This window comes from Arthrobacter sp. Soil762, from assembly GCF_001428335.1.
GTDB lineage: Bacteria > Actinomycetota > Actinomycetes > Actinomycetales > Micrococcaceae > Arthrobacter.
Genome location: NZ_LMSG01000022.1, coordinates 152353 through 177493, shown reverse-complemented (window position 1 = coordinate 177493; position 25141 = coordinate 152353). Strand labels below are relative to the sequence as shown.

Annotated in this window: 31 protein-coding genes; 19 read left to right on the top strand and 12 right to left on the bottom strand. The window is 65.9% G+C overall.

Annotated elements, in window-relative coordinates; translation table 11 throughout:
- Positions 1–8 precede the first annotated feature (8 nt).
- Complete coding sequence (locus tag ASG77_RS19700) at positions 9–1358, bottom strand: MFS transporter (protein ID WP_056348949.1); 1350 nt, start codon at positions 1356–1358, stop codon at positions 9–11.
- A gap of 105 nt (positions 1359–1463) precedes the next feature.
- On the opposite strand from ASG77_RS19700, the gene ASG77_RS19695 reads away from it, so the two are divergent.
- The gene (locus ASG77_RS19695; protein WP_056349048.1) at positions 1464–2267 is read left to right on the top strand and encodes a hypothetical protein; all 804 of its coding nucleotides are present in this window, start codon (positions 1464–1466) and stop codon (positions 2265–2267) included.
- Positions 2257–3006: a LamB/YcsF family protein gene (locus ASG77_RS19690; protein WP_056348946.1), complete on the top strand. Its 750-nt coding sequence runs from the start codon at positions 2257–2259 to the stop codon at positions 3004–3006. The genes ASG77_RS19695 and ASG77_RS19690 overlap by 11 nt, the downstream gene beginning before the upstream one ends.
- Positions 3007–3095: 89 nt before the next feature.
- Here ASG77_RS19690 and ASG77_RS19685 read toward each other — a convergent pair whose 3' ends face one another.
- On the bottom strand, positions 3096–4445 hold the full coding sequence (locus ASG77_RS19685; RefSeq protein WP_056348944.1) for a DUF445 domain-containing protein: 1350 nt from the start codon (positions 4443–4445) through the stop codon (positions 3096–3098).
- A gap of 50 nt (positions 4446–4495) precedes the next feature.
- Here ASG77_RS19685 and ASG77_RS19680 point away from each other — a divergent pair, with 50 nt between their 5' ends.
- The 6 genes from ASG77_RS19680 to ASG77_RS19660 all read left to right on the top strand — a co-directional run bounded on the left by ASG77_RS19680 (position 4496) and on the right by ASG77_RS19660 (position 7779).
- On the top strand, positions 4496–5404 hold the full coding sequence (locus ASG77_RS19680) for a glycerophosphodiester phosphodiesterase (RefSeq protein WP_056348941.1): 909 nt from the start codon (positions 4496–4498) through the stop codon (positions 5402–5404).
- 47 nt (positions 5405–5451) lie between these two features.
- On the top strand, positions 5452–5940 hold the full coding sequence (locus tag ASG77_RS19675; protein WP_056348938.1) for a DoxX family protein: 489 nt from the start codon (positions 5452–5454) through the stop codon (positions 5938–5940).
- Positions 5901–6740, top strand: a complete 840-nt coding sequence (locus ASG77_RS19670) for an AzlC family ABC transporter permease (RefSeq protein ID WP_056348933.1) — start codon at positions 5901–5903, stop codon at positions 6738–6740. Before ASG77_RS19675 ends, ASG77_RS19670 begins: the two co-directional genes overlap by 40 nt.
- On the top strand, positions 6737–7048 hold the full coding sequence (locus ASG77_RS19665) for an AzlD domain-containing protein (RefSeq protein ID WP_056348930.1): 312 nt from the start codon (positions 6737–6739) through the stop codon (positions 7046–7048). The genes ASG77_RS19670 and ASG77_RS19665 overlap by 4 nt, the downstream gene beginning before the upstream one ends.
- Positions 7049–7158: 110 nt before the next feature.
- The gene (locus ASG77_RS21590; protein WP_082576160.1) at positions 7159–7419 is read left to right on the top strand and encodes a hypothetical protein; all 261 of its coding nucleotides are present in this window, start codon (positions 7159–7161) and stop codon (positions 7417–7419) included.
- 57 nt (positions 7420–7476) lie between these two features.
- Entirely contained in the window at positions 7477–7779 is a 303-nt protein-coding gene (locus ASG77_RS19660) for a hypothetical protein (RefSeq protein WP_056348927.1), read from the top strand.
- An 87-nt stretch (positions 7780–7866) separates the two neighbouring features.
- On the opposite strand, the gene ASG77_RS19655 is transcribed toward ASG77_RS19660, so the two are convergent.
- Positions 7867–8085, bottom strand: a complete 219-nt coding sequence (locus tag ASG77_RS19655) for a hypothetical protein (protein ID WP_056348925.1) — start codon at positions 8083–8085, stop codon at positions 7867–7869.
- A 189-nt stretch (positions 8086–8274) separates the two neighbouring features.
- Positions 8275–8910 (bottom strand): TetR/AcrR family transcriptional regulator, encoded by a 636-nt coding sequence (locus tag ASG77_RS19650; RefSeq protein ID WP_056348922.1) that lies wholly within the window; start codon positions 8908–8910, stop codon positions 8275–8277.
- Between the two features lie 120 nt (positions 8911–9030).
- Here ASG77_RS19650 and ASG77_RS19645 point away from each other — a divergent pair, with 120 nt between their 5' ends.
- Positions 9031–9354, top strand: coding sequence for a thiamine-binding protein (locus ASG77_RS19645; RefSeq protein WP_056348918.1), 324 nt, complete (start codon positions 9031–9033; stop codon positions 9352–9354).
- Positions 9355–9410: 56 nt separating this feature from the next.
- Positions 9411–10088, top strand: coding sequence for an O-methyltransferase (locus ASG77_RS19640; protein WP_056348915.1), 678 nt, complete (start codon positions 9411–9413; stop codon positions 10086–10088).
- Between the two features lie 247 nt (positions 10089–10335).
- Here the strand turns inward: ASG77_RS19640 and ASG77_RS19635 are convergent, their stop codons facing one another.
- The 3 genes from ASG77_RS19635 to ASG77_RS19625 are packed head-to-tail and all read right to left on the bottom strand — an operon-like array spanning position 10336 to position 12361.
- A complete protein-coding gene (locus ASG77_RS19635; protein ID WP_056348914.1) occupies positions 10336–10944 on the bottom strand; it encodes a DUF3618 domain-containing protein in 609 nt (202 codons plus the stop codon).
- Complete coding sequence (locus tag ASG77_RS19630) at positions 10941–11372, bottom strand: phage holin family protein (protein ID WP_056348911.1); 432 nt, start codon at positions 11370–11372, stop codon at positions 10941–10943. Before ASG77_RS19630 ends, ASG77_RS19635 begins: the two co-directional genes overlap by 4 nt.
- Positions 11372–12361 (bottom strand): hypothetical protein, encoded by a 990-nt coding sequence (locus ASG77_RS19625; protein WP_056348908.1) that lies wholly within the window; start codon positions 12359–12361, stop codon positions 11372–11374. The genes ASG77_RS19630 and ASG77_RS19625 overlap by 1 nt, the downstream gene beginning before the upstream one ends.
- A gap of 189 nt (positions 12362–12550) precedes the next feature.
- Between ASG77_RS19625 and ASG77_RS19620 the strand changes: the two genes are divergently transcribed.
- Positions 12551–13084 carry a hypothetical protein gene (locus ASG77_RS19620; protein ID WP_156380385.1) on the top strand — a complete coding sequence of 178 codons (534 nt, stop codon included), beginning with the start codon at positions 12551–12553 and terminating at the stop codon, positions 13082–13084.
- 101 nt (positions 13085–13185) lie between these two features.
- Complete coding sequence (locus tag ASG77_RS19615; RefSeq protein WP_056348902.1) at positions 13186–14169, top strand: spermidine synthase; 984 nt, start codon at positions 13186–13188, stop codon at positions 14167–14169.
- Positions 14170–14271: 102 nt separating this feature from the next.
- Here the strand turns inward: ASG77_RS19615 and ASG77_RS19610 are convergent, their stop codons facing one another.
- A complete protein-coding gene (locus ASG77_RS19610; RefSeq protein WP_056348899.1) occupies positions 14272–15189 on the bottom strand; it encodes a LysR family transcriptional regulator in 918 nt (305 codons plus the stop codon).
- A gap of 129 nt (positions 15190–15318) precedes the next feature.
- Between ASG77_RS19610 and ASG77_RS19605 the strand changes: the two genes are divergently transcribed.
- Together ASG77_RS19605 and ASG77_RS19600 are read left to right on the top strand one after the other, a co-directional pair.
- Positions 15319–16701, top strand: a complete 1383-nt coding sequence (locus ASG77_RS19605; protein WP_056349045.1) for an MFS transporter — start codon at positions 15319–15321, stop codon at positions 16699–16701.
- A gap of 61 nt (positions 16702–16762) precedes the next feature.
- Complete coding sequence (locus ASG77_RS19600; RefSeq protein ID WP_056348896.1) at positions 16763–17512, top strand: 3-hydroxybutyrate dehydrogenase; 750 nt, start codon at positions 16763–16765, stop codon at positions 17510–17512.
- An 87-nt stretch (positions 17513–17599) separates the two neighbouring features.
- Here ASG77_RS19600 and ASG77_RS19595 read toward each other — a convergent pair whose 3' ends face one another.
- Positions 17600–17863, bottom strand: coding sequence for a hypothetical protein (locus ASG77_RS19595; RefSeq protein WP_056348893.1), 264 nt, complete (start codon positions 17861–17863; stop codon positions 17600–17602).
- A 220-nt stretch (positions 17864–18083) separates the two neighbouring features.
- Positions 18084–18485: a winged helix-turn-helix transcriptional regulator gene (locus ASG77_RS19590; RefSeq protein ID WP_082576159.1), complete on the bottom strand. Its 402-nt coding sequence runs from the start codon at positions 18483–18485 to the stop codon at positions 18084–18086.
- Between the two features lie 123 nt (positions 18486–18608).
- Here ASG77_RS19590 and ASG77_RS19585 point away from each other — a divergent pair, with 123 nt between their 5' ends.
- A complete protein-coding gene (locus ASG77_RS19585; protein ID WP_056348890.1) occupies positions 18609–19472 on the top strand; it encodes an SDR family oxidoreductase in 864 nt (287 codons plus the stop codon).
- A gap of 124 nt (positions 19473–19596) precedes the next feature.
- Here the strand turns inward: ASG77_RS19585 and ASG77_RS19580 are convergent, their stop codons facing one another.
- Both ASG77_RS19580 and ASG77_RS19575 read right to left on the bottom strand, forming a co-directional pair.
- Entirely contained in the window at positions 19597–20232 is a 636-nt protein-coding gene (locus ASG77_RS19580; protein ID WP_056348887.1) for a LysE family translocator, read from the bottom strand.
- Between the two features lie 8 nt (positions 20233–20240).
- Positions 20241–21728 carry an amino acid permease gene (locus ASG77_RS19575; protein WP_056348884.1) on the bottom strand — a complete coding sequence of 496 codons (1488 nt, stop codon included), beginning with the start codon at positions 21726–21728 and terminating at the stop codon, positions 20241–20243.
- A gap of 85 nt (positions 21729–21813) precedes the next feature.
- On the opposite strand from ASG77_RS19575, the gene ASG77_RS19570 reads away from it, so the two are divergent.
- From ASG77_RS19570 to ASG77_RS19555, 4 genes are all read left to right on the top strand, one after another.
- Complete coding sequence (locus ASG77_RS19570) at positions 21814–22314, top strand: hypothetical protein (protein WP_235564692.1); 501 nt, start codon at positions 21814–21816, stop codon at positions 22312–22314.
- A gap of 107 nt (positions 22315–22421) precedes the next feature.
- Positions 22422–22862: a hypothetical protein gene (locus ASG77_RS19565; RefSeq protein WP_235564690.1), complete on the top strand. Its 441-nt coding sequence runs from the start codon at positions 22422–22424 to the stop codon at positions 22860–22862.
- A complete protein-coding gene (locus tag ASG77_RS19560; protein WP_056348881.1) occupies positions 22856–23089 on the top strand; it encodes a helix-turn-helix transcriptional regulator in 234 nt (77 codons plus the stop codon). The genes ASG77_RS19565 and ASG77_RS19560 overlap by 7 nt, the downstream gene beginning before the upstream one ends.
- Complete coding sequence (locus ASG77_RS19555; protein WP_056348878.1) at positions 23086–24057, top strand: NAD(P)-dependent alcohol dehydrogenase; 972 nt, start codon at positions 23086–23088, stop codon at positions 24055–24057. Before ASG77_RS19560 ends, ASG77_RS19555 begins: the two co-directional genes overlap by 4 nt.
- The last annotated feature ends 1084 nt before the right edge of the window (positions 24058–25141 follow it).

The following is a 25141-nucleotide window of genomic DNA, read 5'->3' as shown; positions in this document are numbered from 1 at the left end:
GGGCAGCGTCAGTCTCCTGCCGCCGTCGTGCGTTGAACTTCAACTTGCCTGTCCAGCGGGTGGGCCAGTTCGTCGGCGGGCATCCGGGCGGCGATCATGGCGATCACCGCCAGGACCGGGCAGACGATGCCGGCGGCCAGGAAAATTGTCCAGATGGGGAACACCTCGGCTGCCGGTCCGGCAAGTGCCATGGAGATGGGCATCAGCGCGAGGGACACAAAGAAGTCGAGGCTGGAGACGCGTCCCAGCAGGTGGCTGGGCACCCGTCGCTGCAGCAGCGTGCCCCAGATGACCATGCCCACGCTGCCGGTGGCGCCCCAGACGAACATCGCGGCGGCAACGGTCCAGAAGCTGTCCAGAATGCCGACGGCGGCGAGCGGCAGGCTGCCCGCGCCCCAGGACACCATCATCACCGTGAGGTAGCGGCGCGGCAGCTTCAAGGAAGCGGTGATCAGCGAGCCGACGGCCCCGCCCACGCCCATCACGGCCAGCAGGAAGCCGAACATGCTCGAGTCGCCGCCCAGCTGGTCGCGGACCACAAACGGCATCAGCACTTCGATGGGACCGATCAGGAAGAGCACTGAGACGCAGGCCCACAGCAAAGTCCACAGCAGCCACGGCGTGCGGATGGTGTAGCTGATGCCCTCGCGGAGGTCATGGAAGAGGGACGTTTTCGCGGCGCCCGTTGCCCCGGCGTCTGCGTCTACCTCGGCCCTTGCGCTCCCGCCGTGAGCCCCGCCGTCGGCCCCGTTGTGGGGCGCGTCCAGGGCATGGCGCCCCAGGAAGTTCAGGACGATGAACGCCAGCAGGTGGCAGGTGGCCACTCCGGTCACGGCGTGCGACGGCGAGAGGGCCGCCACCACCACGCCCGCGACGGCGGGTCCGGCCGCCTGCTGGAGGATGGGCCGGATGGTCCCCTCCATGCCATTCGCGGCCAGCAGGTCCTCGGGCGGCAGGATGCGCGGCAGGATCGCGGAGTAGGCAGGGAAGAAGAACGCGGCGCCCACGCCCAGCACAAAGCTGCCCACGGCGAGATGCCACAGCTGCAGCCACCCTGCCATGGCCAGCCCGCTGATCGCCGCGATAACGGCGAGGTTGGCGCCTTCAACGGCAATGATCAGGAGCCGCTGCGGCACGCGGTCAGCGGCGATCCCACCCGCGAGGACAAAAGCCACCAGGCCGATGCTGCCGGCAGTGGCCACCAGCGACAGCTCCAGCGGGCCACCGCCGAGGTGGATCACCTGGTAGACCATGGCGACAGCCCACATTCCCGATCCGAAAATGGAAATGGCCAGCGCCGCTATGAGGACCCGGTACTCGCGGTGCGCAAAGGGCCGCAGGGCTTGGAGTGTGGGCATAGGGCAAGTCTAGGCAGCGGCCTAGTGTTAAGCACCCTTAGTGTTAAGGCAGGGCCGCAGCCAAAACTGCCGGCGGACACAAGCAGTACCGAAGCAGAGGTGACCATGGCCAAGCGCAGCAATCCCGCAGTACGTATCGCACAGGAGACCGCCCACAACGCGGTATTCGACGCCGACGGCAAGCCGAAACCCGGAGTCCACAACATGCTCCTACGGGCAGTCGAAATCCAGCGGCCGCTGGTGCTCGCCTACGTCCGGCGGCTGCAACGCAAACACCCGCGCGCCAGCGCCGCCAGGCTCGCGGAGATCCTGGAACGCGACTACCTGCGGGCCGTGACCGGCGGCGGTGCGATCGTCGGGGCAACCGCCGTTGTGCCCGGCGTCGGAACCGTGGCCTCCCTGGGCCTCTCCGCCGTGGCTACCGTTGGCTTCCTCGAAGCCACGGCACTTTATGCCACCTCGCTGGCGGAACTTCATGGCATCCGGCTGACCAACCCGGAAAAGGCCAGCACCATGGTGATGGCCATCATGCTGGGCGAGGAGGGCACTGCCCTGCTGGGAACGCTGAGCGGCCAGGCCATGGGCAAGGGAGCCAGCGCCACCCAGGCATGGGGCAACGTGCTGACCAAGTCCATGCCATCGGGCTTCGGTGCCATTAGGAACAAGATCCAGAAGGCCTTCCTCAAGAACCTGCTCAAACGCCAAGGCACGGCGCTGCTTGGCCGGGCGCTTCCGTTCGGCATCGGCGCGGTGGTGGGTGGTGCCGGTAACCTCATTATGGGCCGCGCCGTGGTGGTGAACGCCAAAGAAGCCTTTGGTCCCATGCCGGACACCATCCCGGGGGAGCTCAGGGCCGTGGCGGCGGAACCGGAAAAACTTACTCTGGAAGGCAACAACCTTGGATCTTAACGCTGACCTCGGCGAATCGTTCGGCTCATGGAACATGGGGGACGACGCCGCCATGTTCCGGCTGGTGACCAGCGCGAACGTGGCCTGCGGCTTCCACGCTGGGGATCCCGTCACCATGCTGGACAGCTGCCGCGCCGCCTTCGAGCTCGACGTCACCGTTGGTGCGCACGTGGGGTACCGGGACCTGGCCGGCTTCGGCCGCCGGTCCCTGGACATGTCCTTCGATGAGCTGTTCGGTGACGTCCTCTACCAGCTGGGCGCGCTCGACGGCGTAGCGCACGCCGTGGGTGCCTCCGTTGACTACGTCAAACCACATGGCGCCCTTTATAACCGCCTCGTCCACGACGCCGAGCAGGCTTCGGCTGTGGTTGCCGCCATCCAGGCCTACGACCCCGGCCTGCCCATCCTCGGACTGCCGGGCTCGCAGCTGCTGATCCAGGCCAAGGAAGCCGGCCACCCCGTTTTTGTGGAGGCCTTTGTGGACCGCGCCTACCAGGCCGACGGCACGCTGGTCCCGCGCTCGCAGGACGGTGCCGTCCTCCACGACGTCGACTCGATCGTTGAGCGCGCGGTGCGTCTGGCCGTGAAGGGCGAGGTAGTCGCCGTGGACGGAACAGTCGTGCAGGTCAGGCCCGACTCGCTGTGCATCCACGGCGACACCCCCGTGTCGGTGGAGATGGCCGCGGGAGTCCGCGCAGGCCTTGAAGCGGCCGGCGTGCAGCTCGACTCATTCGCGTAGTCGCCTACTGCAACGCGGGGTCACTTATTGCCCATGCGGGGCCGTTTACCGGGCGTTAAGTGACCCCGCGTTGCTTTAGAAGGGCCAGGTCAGCCGAAGACCAAGTGCGCCGCGCTGAAGATGACCAGCCCGGCCAGTGAGCCCACCACGGTGCCGTTGATCCGGATGAACTGCAGGTCTTTACCCACCTGGAGTTCGATCTTCTGCGACGTTTCCTCGGCATCCCAGCGGGCCACGGTATCGGTGATCACGCCGGCGATGTCGGAGCGGTAGGTCCGCACCAGGTAGCTGGCGGCGTCGCCGATCCAGGCATTGACCTTGCCGGCCAGTTCGGCGTCGTTCACGAGGCGTGAGCCGAAGTCGCGGACGGCCGCCTTGAACCGAACGGCCAGTTCACTGTCCGGATCGTCCACCGCAGACAACAGGGCGCCCTTCACGGTTCCCCAAGTGCGGGAGGCCAGCTCGCGGACCTCTGGATCTCCCAGAACCTGTGCCTTGATGTCCTCGGCCCGGGCGATCATCGCGGGATCGTGCTGAAGGTCCTGCGCGAGGTCATTCAGGTATTTGTCGATCTGCTGCCGCACCTGGTGGTTCGGATCGGACTGGACGGCGCGCGTGAACTTGAGGATCTCCACGTAGACCTTGTCGCCCACGAGCCCGTCCACAAACTGCGGGACCCAGGTGGGGGAGCGGTCCGACACCAGCCGGCTGACGGTTTCGTGGTTGTCGTCCACCCAGTCAGCGGCGCGGTCAACCAGCAGGTCCACCAGCTTGTGGTGGTGGCCGTCGGCGAAAATCCGTTCCGCCATCCTGCCCACCGGCGGTCCCCACGGCGGAGCGAGCAGGTGCTTGCGCACCATTCCCTCGATGACCGCTTGGACGTCGTCGTCGTTCAACACCTTGAACGCACCGCGGATGACGGCGGCGCCGTCCTTCGCCACGCGCTCGGCGCCACCCGGCCCGGCGAGCCATTGGCCGGCCTTTCGCGCCACGTCCACCGAAGCGAGCTTCTCCTGGACCACCTGCTCGGACAGGAAGTTGGTCTCCACAAACTCACCCAGCGACGCCCCGATCTGGTCCTTGCGGCGCGGGATAATAGCGGTGTGCGGGATCTTGATGCCCATGGGGTATTTGAACAGCGCGGTGACGGCGAACCAGTCGGCCAGCGCGCCCACCATGCCGCCCTCAGCCGCGGCGCGGACGTACTGCAGCCACGGATACTCCTTCTGCAGCGCGAATGCGAACACAAAAACGACGGCCATGGCAATGAGGAGTCCCAGCGCCACAAGCTTCATTTTCCGCAGCGCTGCCGCCTTTTCGGCGTCCCCGGCGCTGAGTTGATGACCGACGACGGCGGTCCTCGCCTTGGGCGGCCCCGGCGCGGGGCCTGCGGGCCGGGGCGGGTCCTGGCGGGTAGTTGGTTCAGAGTTCACCTGCATGTGCCCAGCCTAGCCCCGCTCCGAGGGGCCGCGTCCGCTAGCGTATCCTCATGACATTCGAGGAGCCTGAACCGGAACGGCCGCTGGTGTTTGCCCACCGGGGCGCCAGCGCGGCATTTGCCGAGCACACGCGCGCCGCTTACCTCCAAGCCATTGCCGATGGCGCGGACGGGGTGGAGTGCGACGTCCACCTCACCAGGGACCAGCACGCCGTGCTGCTGCATGACGCCAACCTGGACCGGACCTCGGACGGAACCGGACCCGTTGCGGACCGAACGCTGGCAGAGTTGCGGCTGCTGGACTTTTCGTCCTGGAAAGGCGCCCGGATCCCGGAGAACTTCGGCGCCCGGTCTGAGCAGTTCCTTACCCTGCCGGAACTCCTGGACATCCTGCGCGGCGCTGGCCGGCCGATCGGACTGGCAATCGAGCTCAAGCACCCCAGTCCTTACCAGCTGAAACTGGAAGACCGTGTGCTGGACGTGCTCCGGGGCGAAGGCTGGGACGCCGGAACTTCCACGGTGGACAACATCCAGGTGACGTTCATGAGCTTCAGCCCCGATTCGGTGAAGCACCTGCTTCGGAGTGTGCCGGCCGAATTCATCTGCCAGCTGGTGGACGACATCGACGTCGACGAACTCCGTGACGAACTGAGCCTCGGCCCCCTGGCTGGCGGCGCCATCGCCAACCTGATGAAGGCGGCGCAGCTGGAGGGCGAACGCATCCTGGACGAGTGTGAGGTGGGACTCGCGGGGCCCGGAATCATGTACGTCCGCGAGCACGCCCGGACCGTGCAGCGCTGGCTGGAGTCCGGCCGCCGCTTCCGCGTGTGGACCGTTGATTCAGAGCGGGATGTGGCACTCTGCCAGGGGCTGGGGATCCAGGAGGTCACCACGAACAAACCGGCCAGGGTGCTGGCGCAGCTGCAATCGAGCGGGCAACAGGTCCAGCTGCCGTCCTGAGCCGGTGCTGTTTAGCCGCCGGGGCGGCGCTGTGATTGAGTGGACCCATGCCTTTTCGCTGGTCCGCCCGGGCCACCCAAACTGTCTCCGCGGCGGCCATGAGCGCGCTGCTGATGACCAGCGCCATGAAGCACTTCCGCGAGCCACGGTTCTTCGAACAGGTGGTCCCGGATTATCTGTGCCGCGAGACTCCAGGCGCCGGCGGCGAGCAGCCGGAGGGGCGCGAAATACCAGCACCCGACGGCGGTAGGCGGCCCCTGGCGGTGATGTCACGGGAGGAATGGATTGCGGTGAGCGGACTGCTGGAGGCGGGTGCCGCCGTCGGCCTCCTGATCCCGGTGACACGGCGGGCAACTGCCACCGCCGTGACTGCAATGTTCACGGTATTCCTGGCCGGCCACGTGGACGCCCTTCGCCGTGCCTACGGCTCCGCCGGCTCGCCCGCGCAGCGCAAGGTGCATACCGTACGGCTCCCGCTTCAACTGCCGCTGATCCTGTGGGCCTGGAGCCTGCGGAAACCGGGACGACGGCGGTGAAGCTGCTCGCCTCGCCCGCCGTGCGCGTGGGAATCTCGATCAGCATTGCAACGGGGCTTTACGGAATTTCCTTCGGCGCGCTGTCCGTCACCTCAGGACTTGATTTCTGGCAGACCATGGCGCTCAGCCTGCTGCTCTTCAGCGGCGGTTCCCAGTTCGCGTTCATCGGTGTGGTGGCGGGCGGTGGCTCCGGTATTGCGGCCATGAGCGCGGCCACGTTGCTGGGCATGCGGAACGGCATCTACGGCATGCAGCTCAATGCACTCCTGCATCCGACGGGCTGGCGGAAGTATGTTGCTGCGCAAGTCACCATTGACGAGTCGACCGCCACCAGCAGCGGACAGACTGACCCCGACGAGCAACGCCGCGGTTTCTGGACGGCCGGCATTGGCATCTACGTACTCTGGAACCTCTTCACCGCCGTGGGGGCCCTCGCAGGAAGCGGATTGGGTGATCCCAAACAGTGGGGCCTGGACGGTGCGGCAGTGGCCGCATTCCTGGCCCTGCTGTGGCCGCGGCTCAAGGGGCGGGAACCGGCGGCGATTGCCGTGGTGTGCGCACTCGCCACGGTTGTAGCCGTGCCGTTCGTTCCCGCAGGCGTGCCCATCCTGATCGCCGCGGTGGTGGCTGCACTGATCGGCTGGTTCAGCCACGGACGCAGTGACGAAGGCCTGGAACCGGACGTGGATCCGTACGACGAACACCACGGGCGCCGGGACAAAAGCCGGGACGCGCACCTGGACAATCAGAGGGACAGCCACGGGGACGGCCACGGGCGGGCAGGGCAGGCGGGCGCATGAGTCTTTGGATCTGGTTGTTGCTGGCATGTGTCCTGGCCTACGCGTGGAAGCTGGTGGGCTATTTCGTCCCGGCAAAGCTGCTGGAGGACCCCCGGATGTCGCGTATTGCCGGCACCATGACCATCGGACTGCTGGCGTCCCTGACCACTGTCAACACTGTGGCGTCCGGCCAGGCGCTGGCCGCCGACGCGCGGCTGGGAGCCCTCGCCGCAGCCGCCATCGCACTGGCTTTCCGGGCGCCCTTCCTGCTGGTGGTCGTGGTGGGCGCCGGAGCCGCAGCCCTGCTGCGGCTCATCGGATGGAACTGACCGCCGATCTCGTGAAACCGACGCCGGACCTCTGGTGGTCCGGCTCAAATGCGTTATAGCATGGGCCCTGGCTATGCAGTTGGCCGTGGACTCTCGTGAGAGCGCTGACCATGGACATAAGACTGCACCCAGCCGGTGCGAGACCCGGCAAAACCCGCCGTCCGGGGCCTGATGGTTGGCGCGCCGGGCTGCCGGTCAAGCGGTTCTTTACCCGGTTCCGGTCCCTGGCAGACGTGCCGCCAGAGGACCTGGTTGTACTCTCCGAGCGGATAAGGCTGGCTATGGACGTCAGCCAGGAAGCCAACATCGCCGCCCTGCACGCGGCGGTACGGACCGAACTCCGAAACCGGGAAACGGAACCGGACGATTGATGGCCGGCCGGTGTATCCGCGTGAGGCGGTCGCTACGGCCTAAAGGAGTCACTCAAGATGAACGAACAGCCAGAGCCCAACACCCCGGATCCCGATAGCGGAACCGACAACCCCCAGGCTTCGGACCCGAAGCCGCGGCCGGTCTATGACACCAGTGTCTCCGAATCGACGCGGGAACTGCGGGACACTTCCCGGCGCCGCCGCGACGCGGAGGAGAAGCTGCAGCAGCACCTGTTGGAGGCCAAGGAGCACGTGCCCCATCACTACGATCATGAGCTTCACAAACACGGCCAGGAGCACGAACCCCAGCCTCAAGAATCCCGGCCCCAAGAAAAAGACCCCAAGGGGAACGGCGGCTGACTGCGGTTCATCGACGGGGGTTCGTCACCGTAGGCTCACGGCCACCTCGGGACCCTGGGGCGCAAGCCGGTCCGGGCCGTAGGCCGGTCAGGCGGTTTGCTCATCCTCGGGCGACCCTGTCCGGCGGGCGCTTTCCTCGACGGCCAGCTCGTACCACGCCTGCGCACCGAACACCGGGGTGGGAGTGTCGAGGTTTTGGTAGAGGGCATCCAACAGATTGGCGAGGTCCTCCGCCGCCAGGGACGGCAGGATCTCCTCGGGGCCGCGGGGGTCATGGATGAGCCGGGACAGGTGCGTTGGGTTCATCGGCGGACGATGGCGTTGGATTGGCTGCGCTGGAGGTGGTTCACGGATGCTCCTCTGAAGATACAGAGGCTGGCTGCGTAACCCCACTTGAGTCTAATCCAACGTTTGGACACCAACAATGGGGCGCCCGTGCCGTGATCCGGCCGTGCCGTCACCCGGGCCGGTGACGCGACGGGCAGGCGCTGGGTGTCAGGTGAACTGCGGACCCTGTAGCTGCGGGGCGGGCAGCGGCACATGCGCGGGCAGCGGGCGGTGGGGCCGTTCGGTGCGGATGGCGTCCTCGATCAGTGCCAGCGGGCGGCGCCAGGCATCGGAACCCGGTTCCATGGTGTCCACGACGCCGATCAGCATGGCGAGCAGACGGAACATGTCTGTCATGGAAATATCGGAGCGCAGGGTGCCTTGGCCCTGGCCGCGGCCCAGCAGGACGCTCATGGAATCCATCAGTGAGCCGGTGATGCCGGTGAGGAGTTCGCGGCGGCCCGCAACGGCGCCAAGCAGGTTGGCATCATCGCTGGCCGCGGCCATGATGGCCTCGAGGACGCGCAGCAGTCCCGCAGTTGCGTCGATGTCCGCCAGCGCGTCAGCCATGACAGGGTCCACGATCTCGCGGAGCTGCCTGTTGAGGGCGGCCAGGACCAGCTCCTCCTTGTCGGCGAAGTTCCGGAACAGGGTGGCCGGGCCAACGCCTGCCGTCAGCGCGATGGTCTGGAGGGGAACCTCGGGCCCATGCTCGCGGAAGCACTGGCGCGCGGCCAGGATGATCTTGTCCACGTTCCGGGCAGCGTCTGCGCGTAGTGGCTTGCGGACGACAGCAATGCTCATTTGTTCAGGTTAGCAATGCCGCAGGCAGCCATCATGGTTACCGGAGGGTAGCTGGCTATGTGACGTTTCGCCGGATTCGCCAAACCCGTTTCGGCGCGGGCCGCATGACAGACTTGCCCTATGTTGCTTGCATTTTCAGTCGCCCCGTCCGGTACGCCTGCAGGGGGATCGCGTCCCACCGACGCATCAGTGCACGACGCCGTTGCGGCCGCCGTGCGGATCGTCCGGGACTCGGGCCTGCCCAACCAGACGGACTCAATGTTCACCACCATCGAGGGCGAATGGGACGAGGTGTTCGACGTCGTAAAGCGCGCCACCGAGGCCGTAGGAGAGTTTGGCAGCCGCGTCTCACTTGTCATCAAGGCGGACATCCGGCCCGGTTACGAGGGCGAACTCAGCGCCAAGGTGGACCGCCTCGAAGAGGCCCTCTCAGACGGTTCCTAGGCTGGTTCCTGCGCCGGCTCCTAGACCGTCGCATGCCTGCGTGCCAGACTGTGGCCATGTTTGAGCACAAGACCCAGCCAGGGTGGATGGCCGTGGAAGACTTCCTCACAACTACCGTGGTGCATCCCGACCCTGCGCTGAAACAGGCGGTGCGCTCCGCCGTCGACGCCGGGATGCCGCCCATCGAAGTGACGCCCAACGCCGGCAAGCTGCTCAAGCTCCTGGTCCAGCTGTCCGGCGCCCGCCGGGTGCTGGAGATCGGCACGCTTGCAGGGTTCAGCACCATCTGGATGGCGCAGGGACTGCCCGACGGCGGCCGGCTGGTGACGTGCGAATACGTCGCCAAACATGCGGACATCGCCAGGGCGAATGTGGAGGCTGCCGGCTTGGGGGACAAGGTGGAGATCCGGGTGGGCGCTGCCCTGGACACCCTGGCCGCGCTGCAGTCGGAGGGCCAGGAACCGTTCGATTTTGTGTTCATCGATGCGGACAAGGAAAACGACGCCGCGTACCTTGAGTGGGCCGTGCGCCTGGGCAGGCCGGGAACCGTGGTGGTCCTGGACAACGCCGTCTGGGAGGGCGCGGTGCTGGATCCTTCCATGGACCAGATTAATGCCCCCGGGATCATCAGCGCCCTGGAACTGCTGGGCCGGCATTCGCAGCTCGATGCCACCGTGATCCAGACTGTCGGGTCCAAAGGCTGGGACGGGTTCGCCCTGGCCCGGGTCCGCTGAGGGCAAGTCCGGTACCTGCCGCCTGACCGAGGGGGCCGACGACGACTGGGGGGACTGGCCTCGGTCTCAGAAGAGGCCACCTCGCCGCCGACCCCGTCTGACACCCGGGACACGAAGGACCCGGGAAACCGGAAGGTAATCTGCTGATATTGATTTTCCTCCAAGCGGCGGGCCTTGCCTAGTCCCGCCGCTTGGACCCGTCGGCCTGGTCGTCTGGCGCAGCCCGGGTCCGCCTTAGCCACGCCGGTCAGGTGTTCTGCACGTTCTCCCTGGCGTCAGCGGTGCGGTCCCTGACGTCCGCCGCGGCAACCTGGCCTTCGGCCTTGACGTGCTCGGCGGCGTCGGTGGCCGTAGCTTTGACGTTCTCCATGGCTTCCCGTGCCGGTTCCTTCAGGCCTTCGGCCATGTCCTTGGCGGCCTCGGTCAGCTCGGTGGTCAACGGGTCGGCGGCGGACCTGAGGGCATCTGCTGCTTCCCGTTCCTTCTCGCTGGCAGGGATCAGTGAGGACAGGAGCAGGCCCGCCCCGAACGCGATCAGGCCTGCAGCCATCGGACTACCCTGCGTTTTGGCCTTCACCTGGTGCGGGGCGTCACCAACCGCGGCGCCCGCTTCACTGAGTGCGTTGCCTGCGCTGTCGGTGCGGGAGTGGGCGCCACCGTGCACACGCGCGGTGACATCGTCGGCTGTTCCCATAACTTTCTCCTTCACTCCGAACACGGCGTCCCGCACTTTGTCTGTCTGACGATGGACGATGTTCGAAGGCGTCACCTTGTCTGCCACCGCGTCCACGTTTGTGCCCAGGCGGGCCCGGGTTGCTTCAATATCTGAACGGATAACGTCCGGGTTGTCGCTCATGGTTTTACCTCACCGGGTTTTAGGGTTGGGGGAATTTCCTGGAGTGTTTCAGCGGTTTGGGGCATGCCCTTGACGGTTTTGAGCTCCCTGCGGCCCACGGACGCCAGCACCGCGGCGATGATGCCCCAGATGACTGAGACGACGACGGCGGACCAGCCGAGTCCCATCAGCTCGCCTAACGCGATCCAGAGGGCGATCGACAGGAACAGCAGGACGAAGTGGCCGGCTACGCCGGCGCCGGCGAGCATGCCACCGCCCCTGCCCGCCTTGCTGGCGGATTCCTTCAGTTCGGCCTTGGCCAGCTCCACTTCCTGGCGCATCAACGTGGACAGGTCGCGGGTCACGTCACCGAGCAAGTCGCCCAACGATGTGTTGTCCGCCTTCGCGTGCGCCGCCGATGGGGGAGGCGCAGGTAGCTGGCTGCTCATCACAGCCTGCCAGTCTGACCGTCTGCGGAGCGGTCCCGGGTCAGGGGGTCGTTGGCCATTGGATCGTCGGCGAGCTCCCGTTCGCCCAGGGGATCGTCGGCGAGGCGGTCACCGGAGGAGTGCTGTTCCGCGAGTTGGGGGCTGTCCAATGGACTGGCGGGACGCGAAGGGTCCCTGTAGTTGCTCCCTGGCGCGCCGCCGTCGAACCCTGCCGTGGTGGTGGCCGGTCCGGGCAGCTGTACCGGCGGGGGCGGGACAGTCCCACCGACCGACGGCGTGTAGCCGCCAGGGCCCGCGGCATGCTGACCACCGGTGCCCTCGTACGGGCCACCGGTGCCGTATTGCCCGGTCGCGTCGTATTGGCCGCCGGCTCTGGTCGTGTCAGACTCCGGTGCGCCTGCGCTCAGGCTGCGGCTGAGCCGCCCGGCGAGGACACCGGCGCCAGCGGCCAGGAGCAGGAAAGTCCCGGGCCGCTGCCTGGCAAAGCTCTTGACTTCGTTCAGGAGCGATCCGGGGTCGCGGCCGTCCAGCCAGGAGGCGACGGACGAGGAACGTTCCGCGGCCTGGCGGACCAGGTCGGTGGCCACACCGGGCTGGTCGGACGCCTGCGCCATGGCGTGGAGTTCGTCCGAGACAGACCGGAGGCCGTTGGCTACCTTCTGCTGCTGGGCGCCGGCCTGCACGGTGAGGTCGCTGCGCGCCTGATAAAGGAGGTCCTTGGCATTAGCCTTGGCCTCCGACGCGACGTTCGCCGCTTCCGACTTGGCTGTTTCCGCCACACTCTGTGCGGAATCCGCCGCGGTCTGCGCAACATCTTGTGCTTCTTCCCGGACAGCATCCGTGCGGGACGTCCCGGAGGGATCGCCCGTCGGCGGCGCTGCTGTGGGTAATGTACGGGGGAACGTGCCGGGCGCGCGTTCTCCTGTGGTTCCGCGGGCGGCCGGTGGAGCCGGGTAAGCCGAGTCCTCGGGCCATTGGTTCTCTGTCATCTTCGCTCTCTCTTTCCAAAGAAGGCCTCTTGTTGATCAAGAACCAGCGATACTGGCCGTAAAATAGTAAGCATGATTAGTAACGGAAGGTAAGTACCCTTCCTACCTGAATTTCAAAGGGGTTCGTATCGCCTGCCGCCCCGGCATCGCAGGAACCCCGTCACAACGGAGTGGAAAGGATGGGTAGTCGTGGATACAACATCGTGGGTTTGGGTGATTGTTGGCATTGTCGTGGTGGTCCTGATCGTGCTGTGGCTGGTGACCGGGAGTCGCCGTCGGGCCATGGAGCTGAAGCGGGAGGAATCGCAGCGCGAAAAGGCCGCCGAAATGCGCCGGAAAGCCGAGGACGTCGAACTCGAGGCGCGCGAGAACGAAGCCCGGGCCAGCCGCGCCCGTGCCGATGCGGAGCAGGCGCAGGTTGAGGCGGCGCGGCTGAAGCAGGAGGCTGAAACGAAGGCCAACGACGCCAGGTTGCTCCGGGAGGACGTGGCCGAGCGCACGCAGAAGGCCGACGTCTTGGACCCGGACATAAATCACGACGGCGACGCCCGCACCGACGCGACCCGCACCGACGCGACCCGCGCCGACGCCATGCGGTCCGACACCGACGTGCATCCGGACGACGCCACTCGCACCGACGCGACCCGCGCCGACGCCACCCGAGCGGAGGCCCTTCGACGGGACCAGGAAAGGGCAGGTCGGGACAGGCCGCTCGCAACCTAGCCAGGGTCGCTGCCGGGACCGGTCTGGACTGAGACCGGGCCGGACCGCCGACGCAGGGCGGTCAATTATGGTTGATCCATGACTGAAGCGGCACACGGGTAATGGCAAAGCGCAGCAAGTCAGGCGGCCGGAACGGCCAGCGTTCGACGGCGGGTGTCATCGAGGTGCCCAAGGGAACCCGTCCCGATGGCCCTGTCGAGGGCGTCTACTACATTGATACGGGCGATTGCGAGCTCATTGCGGACCAGGACAACTCCAATGGGTGGCTCCTGAAGATCAACGGTGTCATGAGCTCCCACATCGACCTCGCCGATCCGTTGTTCCTTGACTTTGAGTACATGCGCTGGATGGCGGCGCTGATTGAGTCACGTTGGCCGCTGAAGTCCGGAAAGGGCGGCGCCAAGCCGGGTGCGCCCACTGCGGGCGGGACCGAGCGGCTGCGCGGGCTGCACCTGGGCGGCGGGGCCTGTTCCCTGGCCCGGTACTTCCACACTGCCTATCCGGACGCCCGGCAGGTGGTGGTGGAGCTCGATGGCAAGCTGGCCGAGTACGTCCGCGGCTGGTTCGACCTGCCCAAGGCGCCACTTCTTCGCCTGCGTGTGGGGGAGGCCCGCGAGGTCACCGAGACGCTCACGCCGGACAGCCGCGACTTCATCATCCGCGACGTTTTTGCCGGTTCACTCACGCCGCGGCCGCTCACCACCGCCGAATTCAATGACCACATCAAGCGGGTCCTGTCGCCGGGCGGCATCTATATAGTGAACTCAGGCGACGCCCCGGACCTGAAGAATGCGCGGGAAGACGCCGCCACCATCGCGGCCGCGTTCACACACACCGTCATCATCGCCGACCCCTCCATGCTGAAGGGCCGCCGTTACGGCAACATGGTAATGGCCGGCAGCGACACCCCGCTGGACGGGGACCCGCAGCTTGCCCGCCGGCTCTTGGGCGGTGCCGTCCCGGCCCACATCTGGAACGACGCCCAGGTGCGGGCCTTCGCCGCGAACTCCCCGGTGCGTCACGACCCGCGCACGCTATCGATTGATCCCCACCGGCCCCCTGGCCTCACAAGTTCGGCCAGGTAACCCTCCCCGCTACCTCCCCAATCTCGCAAGCTCGATTGGGGTCCCTCGGTAGCGTGGGCCCAGGCGTGGGCCCTGGGCCCTTTTGGGGCCTGAAAACGGCGCCTACGGAGCAGTCGATGGCTTCTGAGCGCGACCCAGCAGGGCGTCCCGATGCGCCGCCGTCTGGTCGCGAAGTGCCTGCACCACGGCGGCCACGGCGGGGCGGCGCATCGAATCGGGCCGCAGCACCATCCAGTAAGGGAGCAATTCGGCGAAGTCGTCGGGGAGCAGCCGGACCAGGTCGCTGTGCAGATTGCCCATGAAGCACGGCAGGAATCCGATGCCGGCACCGGCGCGGGTGGCCTCCACATGGACAAACACGTTTGTGGACGTCAGCCCTTCGCGCATGGCCGGTACCAGCCGCCGCGGTGCGTCCAGGTCGTCCACCTGCAGCATCGAATCCACAAAGTACACCAGCGGGTGCTCCGTCAGTTCGGCAACGCTCGCCGGCGTCCCGTTCTCGGCAAGGTAGGCACGCGAGGCGTACATCCCCAGCATGTACTCGCCCAGTTGGACGGCTTCGGCCCGGTGGACCTGCGGTTCGCCCACCACCACTTCGATGTCCAGGCCGGAGCGCTGCTGCAGCGCCCGCCGGGTCATCGTCACCACTTCTACGCTCAGTCCCGGGTGTTTCCGGCGCAGCCGTGCCACGGCGGGCGCGGCAATGTAGGCGCTGAAGCCGTCGGTCGCCGTCATGCGCACGACGCCGGTAATCGGGTCCGGTGCCTGGCCTGCCGGGCCCAGCGCACTCACCGCTGCCTCCACCTGCTCGGCGACCCGGACGGCCTCCGTGCCTAGCTCCGTCAGCTCCCAGCCGCCGGCCGCCCGTGCCAGGACGCGGCCGCCCAGCGCCTTCTCCAAGGCGGCTATCCGACGCGAAACGGTAGTGTGGTTCAGCCCCAACACTTGCGCCGCCGTCGTAAATTTGGCGGAGCGGGATACCGCGAGCAGGACCAGGAGGTCATCGGGATTTGCCTTCATATCTGCAATTGTGCACACAGCAGGTGCCGGATTGGGCATTGAACGCGAATGTTTGTGCAGTAATACTCAGTGGAGCCATTAGTGCTGTGGATCACAGCGCGTGTCAAAGTGGACACTAAGGAGAAACTCATGAGCGTAGAGCAGCGCTCGGCAGACAATGCCGCCGGATCCGCACCCAAGGGATCCGGGCTTAAGAAGATTGTGGCCGCCTCGATGGTGGGCACGGTAGTGGAATGGTACGAATTCTTCCTCTACGCCACCGCCGCCACCCTGGTCTTCGGGAAGTACTTCTTCCCCGCCACCGGCAACGAGCTGGACGGCATCATCCAGGCGTTCCTCACCTATGCGGTGGGCTTCGTGGCGCGCCCCCTCGGCGGCATCGTCTTCGGCCAGATCGGCGACAAACTGGGCCGCAAACCCACGCTGCAGCTGACTATCGTGATCGTCGGCGTGGCCACCTTCCTGATGGGCTGCCTCCCGGGCTTTGCCGACATCGGCTACCTGGCTCCGGCTCTGCTGGTAGCCCTCCGCTTCATCCAGGGCTTCGCGCTCGGCGGTGAATGGGGCGGCGCGGTGCTGCTGGTTGCCGAACACAGCCCCAACAAGTCCCGCGGGTTCTGGTCCAGCTGGCCGCAGGCCGCAGTGCCGGTGGGCAACCTGCTGGCGACGCTGGTGCTGTTCATCATGTCCACCGCCCTGAGTCCCGAGGCATTCCTCGGCTGGGGCTGGCGTGTGGCGTTCTGGCTCTCCGCCGTGATCGTCTTCGTTGGCTACTACATCCGCACCCACGTCACCGAGGCGCCCATCTTCCTGGAGGCCAAGGCCCTCGTGGAGAAGGAGCAGGCCGTCAGCTACGGCGTCTTCGAGGTAGTGCGCAAGTACCCCAAGGGCATCCTGCAGGCCATGGGGCTGCGCTTCGCGGAGAACATCATGTACTACCTGGTGGTCAGCTTCGCCATTGTCTACCTCAAGAGCGTGCACAAATACGACACGTCCTCGCTCCTGCTCGCACTCCTGATCGCCCACGTCATCCACTTCCTGGTCATCCCGCAGGTGGGACGGCTCGTGGACAAGCTGGGACGCAAGCCGGTCTACCTGATCGGGTCCATCTCCGGTGCGGCCTGGCCGTTCTTCGCCTTCCCCATGTTCGATACCCGCAACGCCGTGGTGATTGTCCTGGCCGTGACCATCGGACTCTGCCTGCACGCGTTTATGTACGCCGGCCAGCCTGCCATCATGGCCGAGCTCTTCCCCACCCGGATGCGCTACTCGGGCGTTTCGCTGGGCTCGCAGGTCACCTCGATCTTCGCCGGTTCGCTTGCCCCGCTGCTGGCTACCCAGTGGCTCAAGGACACCGGTTCCTGGCTGCCCACGGCGATCTACCTCGTGGTCGCCTGCGCGATCACGACGGTGGCGGTGCTGAGCCTGAAGGAAACCAAGGGCATCGCGCTGGAGGAAGTGGATAAGGCCGACGCCGCCCGCGAGGGACTGCTCCCGGCGGCCTCACGCTGAACTGCCTGAGCAGTTCACCGCAGGGAAATTGAGCGCGCACACGATGGGAAACAGATCTGCAATGGAAAACACACTGAACGGCCGCAAGGCCGTGGTGACCGGCGGCGCCAGCGGAATCGGCGCTGCCTGTGTCCGGGAATTCGCCGCCCGCGGGGCGAAAGTGGTGGTGGCCGACGTCGACTCCGCCGGCGCTGCCGCCCTCGCCGATGAAGTGGGCGGCACCGCCTGGGCCGTTGACCTGCTGGACGTTGACGCGCTCGCCACCCTCAGCCTGGACTGCGACATTCTGGTGAACAACGCCGGGATCCAGAGCATCAGCCCCATCGAAGCGTTCGATCCGGCGGACTTCCGCCGGATCATCGCGCTGATGCTCGAGGCCCCGTTCCTGCTGATCCGGGCCGCGCTGCCGCACATGTATGCCAACGGCTTCGGCCGCATCATCAACGTGTCATCCGTGCACGGAATCCGGGCCTCCCCGTTCAAAAGCGCGTACGTTTCCGCCAAGCACGGCCTGGAAGGGCTAAGCAAGGTGACGGCACTTGAGGGCGGGGGGCACGGAGTCACGTCCAACTGCATCAACCCTGGCTACGTCCGGACCCCTCTGGTCGAGAAGCAGATCGCGGACCAGGCCAAGGTGCACGGCATCCCCGAGTCCGAGGTCCTGGCCAAGGTGATGCTCACCGAGTCCGCCGTGAAGCGCCTGGTGGAACCGGAGGAAGTTGCCTCCCTGGTGGCCTGGCTGGCGTCCGATCACGCCGGCATGGTCACCGGGGCCAGCTACGCGATGGACGGCGGCTGGTCGGCGCGCTAAGCCCCCAACAGTCCGTCCGGGGCCTGGAGTTTTTGTCCAGATAACGTGGGCCCACGGGCCTGATGGGCGCGTTATCTGGACAAAAACTCAGTCCTGCCGCCTCACGTGGCGGTGGTCGTAGAAGAAGACCCCAGCCGCGGCCCCGAGTTCTACGGCTGGACCGCGGTGGGACATGATGATCCCCTCGTGCCGGCCGTTGAACGGATCGTCGCCCACCACGGCATCGCCCACGCGATAGGGGCACCGCGGGCGGAACGCCGCGAGGACTCGGCCGCAGGCGCGGTGGACGAGGGTAGAAAGTCTGACGGGCCGCCCCATGCTGGCCAGGTCCTGGACATGTGCTTTCACCATGCGAACCACTCCTTGAAGCGGCGTGGAGCCGCCCACTTTGGTGCGGTAGCCGGAAAGCTCCCAGCAGAGGATGGTCCTCCTATTCCTGGCTGGCACCTTACATTTACGCTAGGCGCTATTCACACCAGTCACACCAGTAACATGTACTCGACTTCGCGGACGGGTCCTACTTAGGGGATGTAAGGGTCGGCGCTGGCCGGGAATCATCGTTGTCCGGGAATCAGCGCTGACCGTTGAGGATGTCGTCAGCGTTGTTGTACGCCCAGGCGACGAGCGGGACGAGCAGGCCGGACAGCTCATAGCCGCGTTCGGTCAGGCTGTAATCCACGCGGGGCGGGATGACCGGCTGGGCCTTCCGCAGCACCAGGCCGTCGCGCTCCAGGGTCTTGAGGGTCTGCGCCAGCATTTTCTCGCTGATTCCCTCTGCCCGGCGCCGGAGTTCGCTCCAGCGCTGCTCACCTTCGGAGAGCGCCAGGAGGATCAGCACTCCCCATTTGCTGGTGATGTGGTCCAGGACGGTACGGCTGGGGCACCCAGCCGGGAACACGCCGTCGGCCAATCCTTCCGGCAGGTGTGCCCGGAGATCTTCCGGCAGGGTGGTGGGCCATACAGTCGCTTCCATACCCATAACTTACCAAAAGGTGAGTACCTTACCTAAAAGTGGGTACTGTCTTTCAGGAAGTAATCGGCGGGGCGGCTGGTTGTGGAAGGTGACCCCCTAAGAAATGGTGAAAGGAACCAACCCATGAGCATCGTCATCACCGGAGCAACCGGACAGCTTGGCCGCCACGTCGTCGAGGCCCTCCTGGAGCGCAACGTTCCGGCGGCAGAGATCGTGGCCGCCGGCCGGTCCATTGAAAAGCTTGCCGACTTCGCAGCGCGCGGCGTCCAAGTCAGGGCAATGGACTACACGGACGCCGCGTCCGTGGCGCTGGCCCTGCAGGGCGCCCACAAGGTTCTCCTGATTTCCGGCAGCGAGGTTGGCCAGCGCGTGGACCAGCACCGCACGGTGATTGAGGCCGCCAAGGCCGAAGGCGTGGAACTGCTGGCCTACACAAGTGTGGCCAACGCTGACACCACCGGCATGAAGCTGGCTGCAGAGCACCAGGCAACCGAGGTCATCCTGGAGGACTCAGGGGTGCCGTCCGCCATTCTCCGCAACGGCTGGTACCTCGAGAACTACACCGACCAGCTGCAGGGCACCCTTGCCCAGGGCGCGCTTGCCGGCAGCGCCGGTGAAGGCAAAGTCAGTGCCGCGGCCCGGGTGGACTACGCCGAGGCAGCGGCGGCCGTGCTGGTTGCCGAGAATCAGGCCGGCAAGGTCTACGAGCTCGGCGGAGACCACGCCTTCACGCTCACCGAACTGGCCCAGGAAATCAGCGCCGCGGCCAACAGGCCCGTGGTGTACCAGGACCTTCCCGCCAGCGACTACGCCGGACTCCTCGCCGGATTCGGCGTGCCGGAGCTCTTCGCCGACATCCTGGCGGACTCGGACCTCGGCATTGCCCGCGGCGACCTCCTGGTCAGCGGCTCGGACCTCCGCACTCTGATCGGCCGCCCCACAACGCCGATGCCGGCCGCGGTCCGCTCGGCGCTCGCCGCCGTCTGAGCACGAGCGCAACTCCCGGACGCTCTCTCACTTAATCCACGTTTTGGGCCAACGCTCTCTCACCTCATGTGAGAGAGCGTGGCGCCAAATCGCCCCAAAAGTGAGAGAGCGTCGGGGCGGGCAACTAGGACTTGCTGCCGGTCAGGGCCATGGTTCCGCCGAGGCCGATCATCAAGGCCCCGCCTGTTGCCTCAACTGCTGAAACCCGGCTGGGCGAACGGGCAAACCATTGGCGGGCTGACCCTGCGGCGACGGCCCAGAGGCTGTCTGAAACGATGGCGATCAGCAGGAACACCGCCCCCAGCAGCGCCAGCTGGAACGGAATGGCCCCGGAAGGGTAGTCAACAAACTGCGGCAGCACCGCCACGAAGAACACCACCGACTTGGGGTTGGTCACACCCACAACCAGGCCTTCCGCCACCAGCCGTCGTGGCGAGGTGGCCACTGGCTGACGACCCGCGAATGAGTGGTGCCGACGGTTCCGGATGGCCTTGATGCCCAGATGGACCAGGTAGGCGGCACCGGCCAGCTTCACCACGCTGAAGAGGACCACGGACTGCGCCACGATGATGCCCACGCCGAGCGCGACGGCAGCCACCTGCACCAGTTGCCCGGTCGCGTTGCCCAGCACCGTCAGGACGCCGCCCCTCCAGCCGAGGGCCAGCGAACGGCCGATCACGAACAGCACGCTGGGTCCGGGGACGGCGATCAGCACCACGGATGCCAGCGCAAACGCCAGCAGGTTTGAGAGCGGAACCATGCCTGATCTTAGCTCCGGCGGGCTGAGGCGACCACCTGGAGCGGTGAGGTTTCGTCCACAAGTTCGGCCCGGCGTCGTCCGTTACCTCTGACCCACAGGCGGTAGGCGAGGACCAGCAGCCCCAGCCACACCGCGCCCACGTACAGTGCCACGCGGGTGTCCTCGAAGGCGCCCAGGACGGCGATGACCAGCGCCATAAACGCGATGGTCAGGATGGAGGCCGCGGGCCACCATGGGGAGGGGAATTCCGACGCCGGCAGGGCCTTCCGCGCGATCTCCCGCTTCATCGCGACATGGGAAGCCAGGATCATGACCCACACCCAGACGGTGGCGAACGTGGCAATCGAGGCGATCAGGATAAAGACGTCCTCGGGAATGACCGCGTTCAGAACCACGCCCACCAGGAGGATGCCGGCCATCATCACCACGGTCATCCACGGCACGCCATGGCGCGAGACCTTACCGAAAACTGCCGGCGCGTGGCCTTGGCCCGACAGCCCGAACAGGATGCGGCCGGCGCCGAAGATGTCGCTGTTGATGGCGGAGAGCGCGGCGGTGATCACCACCGCGTTGAGGATGTGCGGTGCGGCCGGGATGCCCAGGCCACTGAAGATCTGGACGAACGGGCTGCCGTTGCTGCCGATTTCGTTCCACGGGAAGAGGCTCATCAACACGCCGAGGGTCAGGACGTAGAACAGCAGGACGCGGACCGGCACCGTGTTCACCGCCTTGGGGATAACCTTCTTGGGGTCCGCGGCCTCGCCGGCGGTGATGCCAAGCGTCTCGATCCCGCCGAACGCGAACATCACGACGGCGAACGAGGCCAGGAGTCCCTCGAAGCCGTTCGGGAACAGCCCGCCGTGCTCCACGAGGTTGCCGAAGCCCGGCGCCACGGTGGACCCGCCGGCCTGGAAACCGAACGCGATAATGGCGGCGCCGCCGACGATCATGGCGATGATGGCCACCACCTTGATCAGCGAGAACCAGAACTCGAGCTCGCCGAAGACCTTCACGCTGAGCAGGTTCAGTGCGGCCAGGAAGCAGATGATGGCCAGGATCCAGATCCAGCGGTCCACCTGCGGAAACCAGAAGCCCATATAAATGCTGAACGCCGTCACGTCCGCGATGGCCACAATCGCCATCTCAAAGACATACGTCCAGCCGGTCACAAACCCCGCCAGCGGACCGAGGTAGCGGCTGGCGTACTGGCCGAACGAGCCCGAGACAGGGTGGCGGACGGCCATCTCGCCGAGGGCCCGCATCACCATAAACACGGCTGCGCCGCCGATGATGTACGCGAGCAGGACGGCCGGGCCGGCCTTCTGGATGGCGGAGGCCGAGCCGTAGAACAGGCCGGTTCCGATCGCCGAACCGAGGGCCATAAAGCGGATATGGCGGACGTTCAGTCCCCGGTTCAGGACATGCGCGACGCCGGCGCCCGGCCTGGGCGTTTCGGCCGGGCTTGCGTCTTGGGCGGCGCTTGGTGCTTGCTGCATACGAATACCTTCTCGTCATTGGGAGGGGGATCGTTAACCAGCAGACCATTTTGGCGCCCGGCGTGATGAGCCTCACGGGAGCTTGGTGTCTTTCATTCCAGACTCAGAGGGCTGGCCCGGTGAGTTTGATCCGGAGGAAAATAGTTCCCGGAAGACCATCCGGAACGTTGCGCCGGACCTCAAAGGGGAGGACAAAGTGGATGACTTCATTGCATATCTCGATACGTCCCAGGTCCAGCCCGGCAAGCTGGAGGAACTCAAGGCGGCCATGGCGGATTTGGCTGCATTCGTGGATTTGAACGAGCCCAGGATCATCGCCTACCGCGTCTATTTCTCGGCGGACGGAACCACGATGAGCGTCCTGCATGTGCATCCTGATCTGGCCTCATTGGAGTTCCATCTGGAGGTGGCAGGCCCCAAATTCCCGCCGATTGCTCCACTCATCAGGATGCAGACGATCGAAATATTCGGCCGCCCAACCGAGGAACTCGTGGTCCGGCTTCAAGAGAAGGCGAAGCTCCTGGGCAGTGGGTCCGTCATTGTCCGCGACTACCACGCCGGGTTCGCCCGCCTTCCGGGCGCCTGAACGGACGGGCACAAAGCAGCTTCCGCCTGTGTAAATCACTCTTGACTCCATGTCTGCTTTCTTTTACATTTGGAGTGTCAAGTTTCTTTTACACGCTTAGCGTCGGCATGGGAGCTGAAATGTCCTTCGAAGAGAAGAGCGCGTGGATCATGGGCGTGGTGGCCGTGGGCTCCTACGGCGTCTACCTGACCATCGTCCTTGGCCTGGCCGGAACCATGCCCCTTGTTGACGTCCCGTACGTTGCGCCGCTGCTGTGGACCGTGGGGGCCTCCATTGCCTTGTCCATAGCCCTGCACATCCTGATGGGCATTGTCTCGCCCAAGGAGGGCGGAAAGAAGGACCAGCGGGACCGGGAGATCTACCGCTTCGGCGAGTACATCGGGCAGTCGTTTCTGGTGATCGGGGGAGTCGCGGTGCTGCTGATGGCGATGGTGGAGACGGACCATTTCTGGATCGCAAATGTTATCTACCTGGCGTTTTTCCTGTCGGCGATCCTGGGCTCTGTGGCCAAGATTGTTGCCTACCGCAGGGGGTTCCAGCCGTGGTGAAACCAACACGGGTGACCAACTCCATCCGCCGCCTGCGGTTCGAACGGGGCGAGATGACCCAGGCCGAACTCGCCGAGCGTGTGGGCGTGACCCGGCAGACCGTCATCGCCATCGAGCAGGGCCGGTATTCGCCGTCTTTGGAGATGGCATTCCAGATCGCCCACGCGCTCAGCGTGCCGCTGGAAGACGTGTTTCAGTACCCGCACCATGAAGGAGACGCATCATGAAAGCCATCGTGCAGGACGTTTATGGGAGCGCGGAGATGCTCCAGTTGCGGGACATCCCGAAGCCGGCGCCCGGCGACGGCGAAGTGCTCATCAGGGTCCGCGCCGCCGGCGTCGACCAGGGCGTGTGGCACCTCATGACCGGCTTGCCATACCTGGTCCGGCTGTTCGGCTTCGGGCTGAAGAGGCCCAAGGTGCCGGTCCGTGGCAGGGAAGTTGCCGGCGTCGTGGAGGCCGTAGGGGCGGGCGTGACCCGGTTCCAGCCCGGCGATGAAGTGTTCGGCACCTGCGAGGGGTCCTTCGCGGACTTCGTCTGCGCCAGGGAGAAGCTCGTGGCGCGGAAGCCTGTGAACCTCACTTTTGAGGAAGCGGCCGCCGCACCAATTTCCGCCGTGACTGCCCTGCAGGCCGTTCGCGACGGCGGCCAGGTCACTGCGGGCCAGAAGGTGCTGGTCATCGGGGCGGGTGGGGGAGTGGGTTCCTTCGCGGTCCAACTCGCCAAGGCGTTCGGGGCAGAGGTCGCCGGCGTCTGCAGCACCGGCAAGATGGACCTGGTGCGGTCGCTCGGCGCCGACCATGTCATCGACTACACCAGCGACGATTTCGCCAGCGCCGGCGTGCTGTACGACGTCATCCTGGACATCGCCGGCAACCGGCCGCTGTCTGTTTCGCGGAAGGCGCTCACGCCGCAGGGAACCCTGGTGATAATCGGTGGCGAAGGCGGCGGGAAGCTCACCGGGGGCTTTGAGCGGTCCATCGGTGCACCCCTGGTCTCGCTGTTCTCCGGGCAGAAATTCAAGGGGCTCGTCTCGACCGAAAACTATCGGGATCTTGAAGCCCTGACGACTCTTCTTGAAGCAGGCAGCGTGAAGCCCGCCATCGACAAGGTCTACGCCCTCGCGGATGCGCCGGCCGCTGTGGCCTACCTTCGTGAGGGCAAGGTCCGCGGCAAAGTGGTTGTCAGCATCTGAGCGATTGTCAGAGTCTGAATGGGTCACGTTATCCACATAGGCAAGAGGGCGCGATGCTTTTGCCGGACTCCCGCGGAAAGCTGGAGGTATGGAAAGCCGAGAAGCCTGGGAAGCCGAAAATCGAAAAGCCGTGGAGGCAATCCGCTCGACGGCCTACGCTCTCGCGAGGAGAATAGTCGCGGCGGCGCCTGACCAGCCGTCGCCCTATGGGCCATCCATTGATACAGTGGCCCGTCAGGGCGTGTTCTTGGCCATTCTCGCCGACATCGCTCGGGTGAAAGCTGAGCTCGCTGCTTTGAAGGCCAGGGTTGCCGCGGGATATCCACATGCGCCATCTTCTGCCCGGTTATTGTCAGTGCCTCGCAGGATGATGTGAGTATGGATAACACGGCAGCCGCAGGGGTTTTGGAGGCCATCGCGGCTTCTGCTTTGCAGATGGCCGGTGTGCTCCGTGGGGCAGCCGTAAATCCAGCTGAGGGCCTGGCAACAGGCTCATTGGCGGCTGGACTGTCGGCCGCTTGCCCGGCTGATGCTCCTTCCACAACCGGACCGGCTGCGGGCTCGGACCTGCTGCATTGGCAGGCTGAGGCGTGCCTGACCGTTCTGTCCGGAACTGCCGCGATGGAAGCCATGATGGCTGCCGTGAAGGTCCATGCAGTGAACGGTTTCGATGAGGCGGCCCAGGCCATCGCCGCACCCATCACATCCCCGGGAGACCAGACCGCCCAGGACATGGGCATCCAGGCCGAGGTCGCCTGCGCCATGACGGTCAGTGAACGCACGGCCGGCGCGCTGCTCGGCGAATCGCACGCGCTAACCACGGCCTTGCCGTTGACGTTCTCGGCGTTGCAGGCCGGCACGATCTCGTGGCAGCACGCGAGGATTATGGTCGATGAAACCGTGAACCTTGACCCTGCCGGCAAGCACGCGTTGGAGCAGCATTTCTTGGCTCCTGACGCGGTGAACCCGGCGCGGGGCTGCCCGTCCGGGGAAATGGTCCCAGGCCGGTTCCGGCATAAGGCACGGGCCTGGCGCGAACGCCACCACACGGACAGCATCGAAAAACGCCACACCCGCAGCGCCG